Consider the following 13,738-nt stretch of genomic DNA (forward strand, 5'->3'; position numbering starts at 1 on the left):
AGCAATTCAAATACAGTTTCGCGAGCAAATCATCAAAACGTTTCGGAAGAAATGCAGCAGCGACGAAATTCACGGAAATCCGGTGCACCGACCATGCTCGACGTTGCCAAGGCGGCGCATGTCTCTGTGGCGACGGTCTCGGCCGTGATCAACGGCTCGGCCCCGGTCAGTCCGGAATTGCGCAGCCGCATCGAGCAGGCGATCGGCCTCATAGGCTACAAGCGCAACGCGATCGCCCGCAGTCTCAAGCTCGGCACGACCCGCACCGTAGGCCTGATGGTTGCCGATATCACCAATCCGTTCTTCACCGATGTCGTGGCAGTGATCCAGGACGTGCTGCATCGGGCCGGCTACGCCGTGATGCTCTGCTGCAATGACGAGGACGTTGCCTTGCAGGACGAGCAGATCGCCGTGTTGATCGACCGGAGCGTGGACGGCCTGATCATCGCGCCGGCCGGAGACGACGAAACGCTGAAGCGCATGATCGCTAGCGCCAATCTTCCAACCGTGCTGATCGACAGGCTTTGCGACGGCATCGACACCGATGCGGTCGTGCTCGACAATCGTCGCGCGGTTCAGGATGCAACGGTCTATATGCTCGGCCTCGGCCATCGGCGCATCGGCTATATTTCGGGCTCGCTCGACACTTCGACCGGACGGGAGCGTCTTGCCGGCTATCGGGCAGCGTTGGAGGCGGCGGGCCTCCCCTGCGAGGAGGACCTGATCCGGATCGGCAATTTTCGGGAGAAGGACGCCTACACCGCGGCGATCCAGCTGCTGACAAGTCCCGAGCGGCCAACGGCAATTTTCTCCGCCAACAACCTGATGGTCATCGGGGTGATGAAGGCGATCCGGGACATGGGCTTTCGCTGCCCGGACGACGTTTCGGTCGCAAGCTTCGACGATTTTCCCTGGGCCGACGTCTTCCAGCCGCATCTGACGACGATCGCCCAGCCAGTCCAGGCGATCGGCGAACAGGCGGCGCAGCTCGTGCTCGACCGCCTTTCCGGCGCTAGCCCGGAAGCGCCGCGCCGGCTCGTGCTTCAGGGAAGACTGGTCATTCGCGACTCCTGCCGGCCGGCCGGCAGCCTGGCGCCGCGCGCGATCGCGTGACCCAATTTTCGCAAAAGGATCGCGCTATCGGGGCTTCAGTCGTCGTGCAAGGCGCGAGCGATCGGCGGGCCGAAATTCAAATCGCGGAACCTTGCCGCAAAGCCCGCGCGCTCCGGCGAACAGGCCGTGACGCCGGCCTCGGCATCAGCGGCGGAAAAGGGACAGAGCCGCGCCATCTGCCAGCGTTCCTCGCCAAAGCGGAATTGCACCCGCACCGCATCGCCATGCCGCGTCAGCCGCACCTCCAGTGGGTCCGAAGGCGCCCTTGCGTGCAACGGAATGACCGACCAGTCCGATACGCCGCGTGTCACGACCACGCTGAAATGCATCAGCCCGTCAGTATATTCGATACCGCATTTGATCCAGTTCTGTTCGTCGAGCCGCAGCATCAGACCGGCCTGGTCATAAAGCTGCTCATACTGGCCGACGATCGTCGCCGACGCGGTGAAATCGCCTGAAACCGGACGAAGATAGGCATGTCCGCTGTCGCGCACGAAGCCGTAAAAGGTTTCGCGCCAGAAATCCGTCTTGGCGTCGGTCTTGAGCGACAGATCGCGTTCGTCGCCCTCCCAGCTTGCCGGCTCGTTCAGCCAGCGATACGCGCTTGCCATTCTGTCCCTCCATCCGTCCCAGTGTTTTAATTGCTCGGCAGCTGTCGCGCGGCCCACTCGCTCTTCGGGATCGCCTTGCCGATCGCGAAGCTGAAGGAAGTGACCGATGTCGTCTCGGGGCTCACTTCGCATTCGAAGTCGATGGCGTACCATGTCGACCGGCTGCGGAAGGCGCCGCCATCGGCGTTCAGGCCTGTCGGCGAGATGAAGCCCCCCGAAGGGCCGAAGGGAACGAGCATGTCCGGAAAGGCGCCGGGCATTTCACGCCGCACCTGCTCGAGCGCTTCGATGCTGCAGAGCTGCACGATCCGCTTCTTCGGCGGCAGCCTGCCGATCGCCTGTTTCACGCGGGGGTCCGACAGGGCGTTTTCAGAATAGAGTTCCTTCGCCTGGACGAGCTGGTTCGACTGGCGTTCGGCCATGGCCTCGGCCGGCTTTTGCGCCGGGTCCGCCCTTGCTTCCTCCAGAACCGGTTTCTCCTGGGGAACAGCTGCAGCCGGCGGCGTGGCTGCGGCATCGGCCGCCTCTTTCGCTGCGCTCCGGGCATCGACGCGCAATTCCGCAAGCGCGGTCCTGCTTTCCGCCGGCTTTTCGCTGGCGGTGTTTTCCTTTTTTGCCGGGGCAGGGCGCGAGGCCTCCGGCGTCTCGCTCGGCGTTTCGGTCTTCTTCGGCGCGGCCGGAGGCAATTCGGGCCGAGGCGGCTTTTCCGTTTCGACCGGCGCTGCGGCCGACTCGAATGCCTCAGGCTGAGGACGCGTTTGCTCGCTCTTGGCCACGTTCGGCTTTTGCTCGGGCTTTTCCGCACTCTTCGGCTGCGCAACGAGCTCGACGCTGACGCTTTGCTCCTTTGCCGGCGCAGACAATTCCGGCAGCCGAACCAGCAGCAAGAAGGCGAGCGCCAGGTGCAGGGCGAGTGAGGTCGGCATGCCCCAACCGGTTTCCCCCACATTTTCCTGGCGAAGTGCTGCATTGCTCAAAGATCACGGACTCGGAAGCACCGAACCTAAGAGTTCGAGCGCCCCGCAACAAGTGCGGGACGCACGTCGGTCAAGCGTATTCGACCTGATAAGGCTTTTCGAAGAAATGCTCCTCGAGATTGCACCCGCTGCCGCCGCGGTCGATGACGACGAATTCGGAGGTCGAACGAAGCGGCGTCAGAATTCCGTGCCAGACATTTTGCGCGATGTTGACCCCCTGGCCCGGCGCGGTCTCGAAGGCGATCGGCTCGCCGGGTTCCCCGCCTTCGTCGGGCGCGACGACCACGAGAAAGGGATTTCCCGTCAGCGGGATGAAAGCCTGGCTTCCGAGCGGATGCCGTTCCACCATCTTCAGCGTCAGGGGGATCTCGTAGGGCTCGCCCTTCAAGAGGCTGACCAGCGTTCGGGCTTCCGGGCCGCTCGTCTCCACCTTCGCAAGGTCGTGATAGCGGATGCATTTGCCGGCGTTGATCGGAAAGCTCTTCGCATCGTCAGGCTCGATGACGTCGCCGAAGGGCGCGAACTCGCCGTGCGAAAGCGGGCGGATCGGTAGAGGTATCATGGTCTTTCCTCCCTGGTTGACCAATTGCCTTTGGGTGCCGGCACCGATCACTGGATCAGCACCGCCCTGAAGTCATTGACGTTCGTGCCCGTCGGCCCCGGCTTGAAAAGGTCTCCAAGCGCATCGAAGGCCACCCAGCTGTCGTTCTTCTGAAGCAGCGCGGCGGCATCCAGGCGCCGCGCCAGCAGGCGCGCGATCGTCGTATGATCGGCGAAGGCGCCGGCATTGTCCTCGGATCCGTCGATGCCGTCGGTATCTGCGGCGAGCGCCGAGATCCCGCCGATACCGTCGATGCCGAGCGCCAGCGACAGCAGGAACTCGCTGTTGCGCCCGCCGCGACCTTCGCCCCGGACCGTCACCGTCGTTTCGCCGCCGGAAAGGATGAGGGCGGGCTTCGGAAAGGGGCGGCCGCGCAGCGCCGTCTCGCGCGCGATAGCCGCATGAACGAGCCCGACATCGCGTGCCTCCCCTTCGATCGCATCGGAAAGAATGACGGCCTCTATGCCCGCGGCCTGGGCCTTGGATGCCGCGGCCTCCAGCGAGGCGCCTGCCGAAGCGATCAGCCGCACCTCGTTGCGGGCAAAGCGCGGATCGGAAGGTCTCGGTGCATCCGCCGCAGCGCTCGCTAGCCAGCGCATGACCTTTTCCGGCAAGGCGAGGCGATAGCGCTCGACGATCTTCAGGGCGTCGTCGCGGCTGGCTGCGTCGGCGACCGTCGGGCCGGATGCGACCAGCGCCGCGTCGTCGCCGGGAATATCGGAGATGACGAGAGAGACGACCCTGGCCGGATGGGCCGCAGCGGCAAGGCGGCCGCCCTTGATCAAGGAAACATGTTTCCGCACCGCGTTCATCGCTCTGATCGGCGCGCCTGACGCAAGAAGCGCTCGATTGACGGCGATTTCATCCTCGAGCGAAAGCCCCGGTGGTGGTGCGGGCAGGAGCGCCGAACCGCCGCCGCAGATCAGTGCCACGACCAGGTCATCCCCGGTCAGGCCGCTGACCGCCGCGAGGAGCCGCTTCGATGCCTTCAGCCCGCCCTCGTCCGGCAAGGGATGGGAGGCTTCGAGCACCTCGATCTGCCGGCAATGCGCGCCGAAACCGTAGCGCGTGACGACCACGCCGCTGAGCGGCCCCTCCCAGGCGCATTCGAACGCCCGGGCCATCTGAGCGGCGCCTTTGCCGGCTCCGATGACGACCGTTCGCCCCTTCGGCCGCTCCGGCAGATTTGTGGCGATGACGCGTTCCGGATCAGCGGCGGACACCGCAGAGGCGAACAGGCTCTCCAGGAATTGACGCGGGTTGGCGATGGCGGCCATTGTTCCTCCCGTTAAGAAATACGCGGGCGGCGGCTCCTCCTTCCGCCGCCCGGATGCATGATCTCCCCGACGGATGAGGCCGTCGGCCGATCATGCGCGTCCTCGATCGCGACTTAGGCGACCTCGTGGTTCGCCATCCGCTCGAGCGCCCGCACGAGCCCGGAGTGGTCGAGCCCGCTGTCGCCATTGGCGGCGCAATTGTTGAAGAGCTCCTGGGTTGCCGCCGTGTTCGGCAGCGAGATGCCGAGGCTTTTCGCTCCCTGCAGTGCGAGGTTCAGGTCCTTCTGGTGCAGCGAGATGCGGAAGCCAGGCTCGAAGGTACGCTTGATCATCCGATCGCCATGGACCTCGAGAATGCGCGACGATGCGAAGCCGCCCATCAGCGCCTCGCGTACACGGGCCGGATCGGCTCCTGCCTTGGACGCGAAGACCAGCGCCTCGGAGACTGCCTCGATGGTCAGCGCCACGATGATCTGGTTTGCGACCTTGGTGACCTGACCGTCGCCGCAATCGCCGACCAGCGTGATGTTCTTGCCCATCAGCTTGAAGAGCGGCAGGGCGCGTTCGAAGGAGCTCGGCTTGCCACCGGCCATGATGCTGAGAGAGGCGTTCTTGGCGCCGACCTCGCCTCCGGAAACCGGGGCGTCGATATATTCGGCACCGGTTTCGCGTACCTTCTTGGCGAACTCCTTCGTTTCGATCGGCGAGATGGAGCTCATGTCGATGACGAGCTTGCCCTCGCCCAGGCCGTAATAGACGCCATTCTCACCGAACAGGACATCCTTCACTTCCGGCGTATCCGGCAGCATCAGGATGATCGTGTCGACCGTTTCCGCGAGCGCCTTCGGCGTTTCGACGATTTCCAGCCCGTTGTCGACGAGCTCCTGGCGCGGCGGGATGGCGAATTTGGACGTGATGATCTTGTGACCGGCATCCTGAAGGTGGCGCGCCATCGGCGTGCCCATGATACCCAGTCCAATGAAACCGATAGATGCCATCGTGCTTAGCTCCTGATTTGGATGATGTCTGCGGATTGTTTGCGCCGGCGCTCGGTGCCGAGCCACCCAAGTCCTTCCGCGGTGGTCTTCAGCGGCTTGTATTCGCACCCGATCCAGCCGTCGTAGCCGGCTGCTTCCAGCGCGTCGAAGACGAAGGGGTAGTTGATCTCGCCGGTCCCCGGCTCGTTGCGTCCGGGATTGTCCGCAAGCTGTATATGCGCGATCTTTTCGCGGTAGCGCCTGTAGGTGCCGACGAGTTCGCCTTCGGTGCGCTGCTGGTGGTAGAGGTCGTACTGGACAAAGAGGTTGTCGCTCCCCACCTCCTCGATGATCGACGCCGCCTGCCCGACCGTGTTGAGATAGAAGCCGGGAATATCGAAGCGGTTGATCGGTTCGATCAGGAGGCGGATGCCGCACTTGCCGAGTTCGGCCGCCGCAAGCTTCAGATTGGCGACGAGGGTCGTGCGCAGCACGCTGTCGGGCACACCGTCCGGGGCAATCCCCACGAGGCAATTGACCTGACGGCAGCCGAGCGCGGTCGCATAGTCGATGGCCGTGGCGACCCCCTTGCGGAATTCGTCGATCCGATCCGGCAGGATCGCGATGCCTCGTTCGCCGCCGGCCCAGTTGCCGGCCGGCAGGTTGTGCAGCACTTGCGTCAGGCCGTGGCGGTCGAGTTCGCCGCGCAGCGCCCCCTTCTCGAATTCGTAGGGGAAGAGATATTCCACGCCTTCGAACCCGGCATTGGCGGCCAGTGCGAAACGGTCGAGGAACGGCGCCTCGTTGAACAGCATCGTCAGGTTCGCAGCAAATCTCGGCATGCGATCACTCCTCAGTGGTAGCGGGATGCGGGCGGAACCGCGCAGGACGTTCTTCAATCGAGAAGGGCGGCAATCGCGGTCGGGGCATCCTCGCCGCGCTCGGCGAGTTCCTCGAACTCGACGACCGCGTTGATGTCCGCCCCCATGGCGATATTGGTGACGCGCTCCAGGATGAATTCGATGACGACGGGCACCTGGTGCTCTTCCATCAGCGCCTGCGCCCGATCGAAGGCGTCGGCGAATTCATTCGGGCTCCTGACGCGGATTGCCTTGCAGCCGAGCCCCTCGGCAACCGCCACATGGTCGACCCCGTAACCCTTCTCCGCGTCGCCGTCGGCATTGATGTTGTCGAAGGCCAGACTGACCTCGAAATCCATGTTGAAGCCGCGTTGGGCCTGACGGATCAGCCCGAGATAGGAATTGTTCACGACGACATGCAGGTAAGGCAGCTTGTGCTGGGCGCCGACCGCGAGCTCCTCGATCAGGAACTGGAAATCGTAATCGCCGGAAAGCGCAACGATTTTCCGGTTCGGATCGGCGGCCCGCACGCCGAGTGCTGCCGGCAGCGTCCAACCGAGCGGACCGGCCTGGCCGCAATTGATCCAGTTGCGCGGCTTGTAGACGTGCAGGAATTGCGCGCCGGCAATCTGGCTCAAGCCGATGGTCGAGACGTAGCAGGTGTCGCGGCCGAAAGTCTTGTTCATCTCCTCGTAGACACGCTGGGGTTTCAGCGGGGTCTGATCGAAATGGGTCTTGCGCAGCATCGTCCGCTTGCGCTCGCGGCACTCCTCGGCCCAGGCCGACCAGTCGCGCAGCTTGCCGGCAGTCTTCCATTCGGTTGCGACGTCGAGGAAGAGCTTGAGCGCGGCGCCTGCGTCGGAGACGATGCCGAAATCGGGCGCGAAGACGCGGCCGATCTGCGTCGGCTCGATATCGACATGGATGAACTTGCGGCCCTCCGTATAGGTCGGGACGTTACCGGTGTGGCGGTTTGCCCAGCGATTGCCTATGCCGAAGACGAAATCGGAGGCGAGCAGCGTCGCATTGCCGTAACGGTGCGAGGTCTGCAGGCCGCACATGCCGGCCATCAGCGGATGGTCGTCCGGGATGACGCCCCAGCCCATCAGTGTCGGAACGACCGGAACGCCGGTGATCTCGGCGAATTCGGTCAGGAGATCCGAAGCGTCCGCATTGATGATGCCGCCGCCGGCGACGATCAGCGGCCGCTCTGCCTCATTGAGCATGGCGAGCGCCTTTTCGGCCTGCGCACGGGTGGCGGAAGGCTTGTAGGCGGAAAGCGGCTCGTAGGTCTCCGGATCGAATTCGATCTCGGCAAGCTGGACGTCGACCGGCAGGTCGATGAGGACCGGCCCCGGCCGACCCGAGCGCATCAGGTGGAAGGCCTTCTGGAAGACGAAGGGGACGAGCGCCGGCTCCATGACGGTGACCGCCCATTTGGTGACCGGCGCCGCGATTTTCGCGATGTCGACCGCCTGGAAATCCTCCTTGTCGAGACGCGCACGCGGCGCCTGCCCGGTGATGCACAGGATCGGGATCGAATCCGCGGATGCCGAGTAGAGACCGGTGATCATGTCCGTGCCGGCCGGGCCCGAGGTGCCTATGCAGACACCGATATTGCCGTGCTTGGCGCGGGTATAGCCCTCCGCCATGTGCGAAGCCCCCTCGACGTGGCGAGCGAGGATGTGACGGATCGATCCGCGCGCCCTGAGGGCCGAATAGAATGGATTGATCGCCGCGCCGGGTACGCCGAAGGCGCAATCAATCCCTTCTTTTTCCAGAACATAAACCGCTGCATCGACTGCGCGCATCTTGGCCATGGGAACTCCTCCTGTTTGATTGGAAGGTAAATCCATGCTGCACCTATTTCAACGCGTTTATGGAAATCATTCCCATCATATGGAAATAAAGATTTTCAACAAATAGGAGAAAATCGGATGCAATGGCTGTAGAGCATGATCTCAGGCGGCAACTGATTTGGAGACTGGCATGGAGGCGAACGGCAGGGGAAAGAGAGGGCGCAAGGCGGGAGAGAACGCCGCGCCGGCTTCCGTTCAGGTGCTGGATAGGAGCCTGTCCCTGCTCGCGATCATCGCCGAAGGGGACGGCTCGACCTTGACCGCGCTTTCGGAGCGCTCAGGCATGGCACCTTCGACCGTGCACCGGCTGCTGACGTCGCTCGCTCAGCACGGGATGGTGGCGAACGACGCCGAGGCCGGCACGTGGACCGTCGGCGTCAAGGCTTTCGAGATAGGCAACGCCTTCCTGCGCTTCCGCAAGCTCGGCACGATCAGCCGTCCTTTCCTGAAGCGGCTCATGGACGAAAGCGGCGAGACGGCGAATATCGGCATTGAGGAAGACGGCGACGTCGTTTTCATTTCCCAGGTCGAAAGCCACGCGCCGATGCGCGCCTTCTTCCGTCCCGGGCGGCGGGGCCCGATCCACGCTTCCGGCATCGGCAAGGCCATTCTCTCGACTTGGTCCGATACGGAGATCGCCAAGACTTTGAGCGGCAGAACGCTGCCCTGCTTTACCGGTCGGACGCTCGCCACGCTGCAGGACCTGATCCGCAATGTTCAGGAGATCCGCTTCCGCGGCTGGTCGGTCGATGACGAAGAGCACACGCTCGGCATGCGCTGCATCGCAGCCCCGCTCTTCAACGAGTACGGCGAGGCGATCGGCGGCATCTCGATCTCCGGCCCCACCGTCCGTATCGACGACGAGAGACTCGGCATCCTCGGCCCCGCCGTGCGCCGCACGGCGGACGAATTGACGCGCGCGATCGGCGGGCATAGGCCGGAGGAAGGCTGAAGGCGCTCCGCATCCAGTTGGTCTGGTGCGCCATGCTTCGAAGGCCTATCCGCGGCGGATGCCGCAGGCAGAACGCGGAAGCGGAATCGAGGGCAAGCGGCTCGACCTCGACCTATCTCACCCCGGCATCGATCCTTTTGCCCGGCGAGCCTTGCGCTGCTTCCAGAAAGGCTGCGATGACGGGTCCGGGTTCGGCCGGCTGATGACGTACACGTCGGCTTCCGGCGCCGGGTCGGCGAGCGGCCGGTAGACGACCCCCGGTCGCGAAAGAGTCCTTATGCATTCCGGGACGAGTGCGACGCCGAGCCCCGCGGCAACGAGGCTGGTGAGGGAATAGGATTCCACGACCTCGTTCGTGATATCAGGTACGAATCCCGCCGCCACGCAGCAATCATGCAGGTAGCGGGCAAAGCGGGAGTCCGCGAGCCGCAGGAAGACGAAACTTTCCTGCCGCAGGTCGCCGAGCGCGATTTTCCCGAAATCCGCCAGGCGATGGTGCTCGGGCAAGGCGATACCCACCTTCTCATGCCAGGCGACATTCGCGACGAGATCCGGATGGTTCCGAGGCCTGCGCACGAAACTGAGGTCGGTGCGATGGGAGAGCAAGGCCGCCTCCTGCGCCTCGGGGTCCATTTCATGGATACGGACGAACACGCCGGGCCACGCATCCCGGAACCGCGCGATCAGGTTGGACAACGGCCCCAGCAGCACCGAGCCGGTCGTCGCAATGTTCAGCGCTCCTACCTGCCCGGAACCGATGGCGCGCGCCTGGCGGGTCGCATGCTCCACCTGGCCGAGAATCATCCGGGCGTGTTCGAGAAAGTCGGCGCCCGCCTCGGTCAGCTCGACATTGCGGCTGGAACGCTCGAACAGCCGCGTGCCGACTTCCGACTCCAGATCCCTGATCTGCTGGCTCAAAGGCGGCTGGGAGATGTTGAGGCTCCTCGCCGCCGCCGTGAAACTGGCGGCCTCGGCGACAGCAACGAAATAGCGCAGGTGACGTAGCTCCATCGCGAAGTCCTATCGATACATCATTCCTCTGGATCGAGTGGAACAATATATTGGACGTATCGCGGATCAAGCCTGTAAAGTCCTGGTAGAGAGGCGGAAGAACCCGTTTCACCTGGCATTCGATGGGATTCACATGCAGAAGAACTACTATTTTCCGGAAGGCGGCCACCCGCCTCAGACCAGCCTGCTTTCCGACCGCGCCATCTTCACCGAGGCCTATGCGGTCATTCCGAAGGGCGTCATGCGCGACATCGTGACGAGCTATCTGCCCTTCTGGACCAATACACGGCTCTGGGTGCTGTCGCGCCCGCTTTCCGGCTTCGCCGAGACCTTCTCGCAATATATCATGGAAGTCGGCCCCTCCGGCGGCAGCAATCGGCCGGAGACGGATCCCCGCGCCGAGGCCGTGCTGTTCGTGGTGGACGGCGAGTTCCATCTGACGCTCGGCGATGAGACGCATTTGATGCAGTCCGGCGGCTATGCCTTCATTCCGCCGGGCACCGAATGGAGCCTCAGAAACGAATCCGGTGCGCCGACGCGATTCCATTGGATCCGCAAGGCCTATGAGGAAGTCGACGGGGTTCCCCTTCCCGAACCGATCGTCACCAACGAGCGCGACATCCCCCCTCGCCCATGCCGGAAACGGACGGGCGCTGGGCCACCACCCGCTTCGTCGATCCTTCCGACATGCGCCACGACATGCATGTCACGATCGTGACCTTCGAGCCCGGCGGCGTCATCCCGTTCATGGAAACCCATGTAATGGAACACGGACTCTACGTGCTCGAAGGCAAGGCCGTGTACCGCCTCAACAACGACTGGGTGGAGGTGGAAGCCGGCGACTATATGTGGCTCAGGGCCTTCTGCCCGCAGGCCTGCTATGCCGGCGGACCGGGCAAATTCCGCTATCTGCTCTACAAGGACGTGAACCGCCATATGACGCTCGGCAATCCGGGCAGGCTCGCCTGATATTGCAGCCCGCCGTGATCCGCCATAGCTTGGGTGCATGGCGACGCCGAAGCTGGAGGCCTACCGCAAGAAGCGGAATTTTTCGAAGACGCCGGAGCCGGTCGGAAATCTGACCGGCGGCGGCAACCGATTTGTCGTGCACAAGCACCATGCGACCGCCGACCATTACGATTTGCGGCTCGAGGTCGACGGCGTCCTGAAAAGCTGGGCGGTGCCGAAGGGTCCGTCGCTCAACCCGGCTGACAAGCGGCTGGCGGTGGAGACGGAGGACCATCCCCTCGACTATATCGACTTCGAGGGCGTGATCCCCGAAGGCGAATATGGCGGCGGTCCGATGATCGTCTGGGACGAGGGCGTCTGGGCGCCGATGGGCGATGTGGAAGACGACCTGCGCAAGGGCGCCTTCAAATTCCGCCTGGCAGGGGAGAAACTCAACGGCGGATGGATGCTGGCCCGTCTAAAGCCTCGCCCGGGAGAAGAGGATCAGCGCAACTGGCTCCTTTTCAAGGAGCGCGATCCGGCCGCCGACACTTCGATCGACATCCTTGCCGCCCGGCCGGAAAGCGTCAAATCCGGCCGTCGGATCGAGGAACTGGTGGAGAAGCCGAAGGCACCGCCAAAGCCGGTCAAGCTCAATCCCGGCGCGCTGGCCGGTGCGGCCAAGGGCGCACCACCCGAACGCATCGAACCTCAACTCGCAACACAGACGATTCTCCCCCGGAAGCCGAAAAGAACGCGAAAAAGCCCGAGCTCTGGCTGCACGAGATCAAGTTCGACGGCTATCGCACCATGGCCCACATTGCGGAAGGAAAGGTGCGCCTCGTCACTCGCGGCGGGCTCGACTGGACGAAGCGCTACGGAGACCTGCCGGAGGCTTTCCGGCGGCTGCCGTGCCGCGATGCCGTCATCGACGGCGAGATCGTCGTGCTGGACGAGACGGGGGTCAGCCGCTTCGCGCTGCTGCAGGATGCGCTTTCCACCGGCGCCGGCAACAGCCTCGTCTTCTACGCCTTCGACCTCCTGCATCTCAACGGCTGGAATCTTTCGACGTCCCGCTCGAGAAGCGCAAGGCACTGTTGAAGAAATTGCTTGCAGGGCAGATCCCAAGCCGCTCGGCGATCCAGTTCAGCGATCATGTGGTGGGCGAAGGGCGCGCGCTTTACGACCGGGCCTCCGAGATGGGTCTGGAAGGGATCGTCTCCAAACGCATCTCCGCCCCCTGACCGAAGCGGCCGGTCGAAGACCTGGACCAAGACGAAGGCGCTGAAGGCGGAGGATTTCGTGATCGTCGGCTACACCGTTTCGGAGGCGGCCGAGGGCATTGCGTCGCTTGCCCTCGGAGAGTGGGCCGACGGCGAGCTGGAATATCGCGGCAAGGTCGGAACCGGTTTCGACGCGCAGATGCTGAGAGAATTGCTTGTGCGGCTCGAGCCCTTGCGGGCCGGCGCCGCAACGCTCGAAGGGGCGCCCCGGGAGATCATCTGGGTGCGGCCCTTGCTCCGGGCGCATATCCACTATGGCAACCGGACGACCGACAACGTCCTGCGGCACGCCGTCTTCAAGGGGCTGCGCGACGTCGAGCTGTCGACGCCGGTTTCCATGTCGAGAAAGCGCCTGATCTCGGACGCGGACCTCGCAGGCATATCGATCACCAACCCGACCCGGCGGCTCTTCGGCAGGTCCGGCCCGACCAAGCTCGACCTCGCCGTCTACTACGCGATGATCGGGGATTTCATGCTGCCGCATATTCTCGGCCGTCCCGTTTCGCTGGTACGCTGCCCTACCGGCCGGACGCAGGATTGCTTCTTCCAGCGGCATCCCTTTACCGGCATGCCGCCTTCGGTCGCGACGTTCCAGGCAACCAACTCGGAAGGCGAGGCGAAAACATACCTGTCGGTCGAGGACGCGAGAGGATACCTGGCGCTGGCGCAGTTCGGCGTCGTCGAATTCCACAACTGGGGGACGACACGCAAGCTGCTCGGCAAGCCGGATCGCATCGTCTTCGATCTCGATCCCGGCGAGGGCATCGCCTGGCGCGAGGTGGTCGAGGCCGCGATCCACATCAAGGCCGAACTCGAGGCGCTTACCCTCGTGCCCTTCGTAAAGACATCGGGCGGCAGGGGAGTGCACGTCGTCGTACCGGTCGCGCCGAAGCTCGACTGGAAAAAATTCCATCAGGCGGCGAGCGCGCTCGCGACCCGTCTCGCGGCCACCGCTCCGGACACCTTCACCACCACCATGGGCAAGGACAACCGCGTAAGGCGCATTTTCATCGACTTCCATCGCAACGCCCGCAGCCATACCTGGGCGGCCCCCTATTCGCTGCGCGCCCGCACCAATCTGCCCGCTTCGACCCCGCTCAGCTGGGCGGACCTGGAGACTATCGACGCTCCGGCGGATTTGAACTATTCTTCGCTGCCGGGCCTTCTGGCCACGTCCGGCGATCCCTGGGCCGATATCGACGACTTCGCGAGGGATCTGTCTATACTGTAGTCGTTGAGCGCGGGATGCAGGCGGAGACCGCATGCATT

General features: G+C 63.9%; 9 protein-coding genes and 3 pseudogenes. 4 read left to right on the plus strand and 8 right to left on the minus strand.

Annotated features, from left to right (window positions below; genetic code table 11):
- The first annotated feature begins 93 nt into the window (after positions 1-93).
- Positions 94-1,113: a LacI family DNA-binding transcriptional regulator gene (locus N0Q91_RS24660; protein ID WP_275599379.1), complete on the plus strand. Its 1,020-nt coding sequence runs from the start codon at positions 94-96 to the stop codon at positions 1,111-1,113.
- Positions 1,114-1,148: 35 nt separating this feature from the next.
- Here the strand turns inward: N0Q91_RS24660 and N0Q91_RS24665 are convergent, their stop codons facing one another.
- The 7 genes from N0Q91_RS24665 to gcl form a co-directional block, all read right to left on the minus strand.
- Positions 1,149-1,724, minus strand: a complete 576-nt coding sequence (locus tag N0Q91_RS24665) for a DUF1349 domain-containing protein (RefSeq protein ID WP_018096252.1) — start codon at positions 1,722-1,724, stop codon at positions 1,149-1,151.
- A gap of 26 nt (positions 1,725-1,750) precedes the next feature.
- A complete protein-coding gene (locus N0Q91_RS24670) occupies positions 1,751-2,650 on the minus strand; it encodes a DUF930 domain-containing protein (RefSeq protein ID WP_275599380.1) in 900 nt (299 codons plus the stop codon).
- Between the two features lie 121 nt (positions 2,651-2,771).
- Positions 2,772-3,263, minus strand: coding sequence for an ureidoglycolate lyase (locus N0Q91_RS24675; protein WP_275599381.1), 492 nt, complete (start codon positions 3,261-3,263; stop codon positions 2,772-2,774).
- Positions 3,264-3,310: 47 nt separating this feature from the next.
- On the minus strand, positions 3,311-4,579 hold the full coding sequence (locus N0Q91_RS24680) for a glycerate kinase type-2 family protein (protein ID WP_275599382.1): 1,269 nt from the start codon (positions 4,577-4,579) through the stop codon (positions 3,311-3,313).
- Positions 4,580-4,692: 113 nt separating this feature from the next.
- A complete protein-coding gene (locus N0Q91_RS24685) occupies positions 4,693-5,577 on the minus strand; it encodes a 2-hydroxy-3-oxopropionate reductase (protein ID WP_275599383.1) in 885 nt (294 codons plus the stop codon).
- A gap of 5 nt (positions 5,578-5,582) precedes the next feature.
- Complete coding sequence (gene hyi / locus N0Q91_RS24690; RefSeq protein WP_275599384.1) at positions 5,583-6,398, minus strand: hydroxypyruvate isomerase; 816 nt, start codon at positions 6,396-6,398, stop codon at positions 5,583-5,585.
- A 53-nt stretch (positions 6,399-6,451) separates the two neighbouring features.
- On the minus strand, positions 6,452-8,236 hold the full coding sequence (gene gcl, locus N0Q91_RS24695; RefSeq protein ID WP_275599385.1) for a glyoxylate carboligase: 1,785 nt from the start codon (positions 8,234-8,236) through the stop codon (positions 6,452-6,454).
- Between the two features lie 169 nt (positions 8,237-8,405).
- On the opposite strand from gcl, the gene N0Q91_RS24700 reads away from it, so the two are divergent.
- Positions 8,406-9,227, plus strand: coding sequence for an IclR family transcriptional regulator (locus N0Q91_RS24700; RefSeq protein WP_018096245.1), 822 nt, complete (start codon positions 8,406-8,408; stop codon positions 9,225-9,227).
- A 112-nt stretch (positions 9,228-9,339) separates the two neighbouring features.
- On the opposite strand, the pseudogene N0Q91_RS24705 reads toward N0Q91_RS24700, so the two are convergent.
- Positions 9,340-10,238, minus strand: a pseudogene (locus N0Q91_RS24705) (LysR substrate-binding domain-containing protein).
- Between the two features lie 133 nt (positions 10,239-10,371).
- Between N0Q91_RS24705 and N0Q91_RS24710 the strand changes: the two are divergent.
- Positions 10,372-11,207, plus strand: a pseudogene (locus N0Q91_RS24710) (bifunctional allantoicase/(S)-ureidoglycine aminohydrolase).
- Positions 11,208-11,244: 37 nt separating this feature from the next.
- A pseudogene (gene ligD / locus N0Q91_RS24715) lies at positions 11,245-13,700 on the plus strand (DNA ligase D).
- Positions 13,701-13,738: the final 38 nt, after the last annotated feature.

Origin of the sequence: Sinorhizobium prairiense, assembly GCF_029201645.2 — a bacterium.
In the GTDB taxonomy this organism is placed as follows: Bacteria; Pseudomonadota; Alphaproteobacteria; order Rhizobiales; family Rhizobiaceae; genus Sinorhizobium; species Sinorhizobium meliloti_A.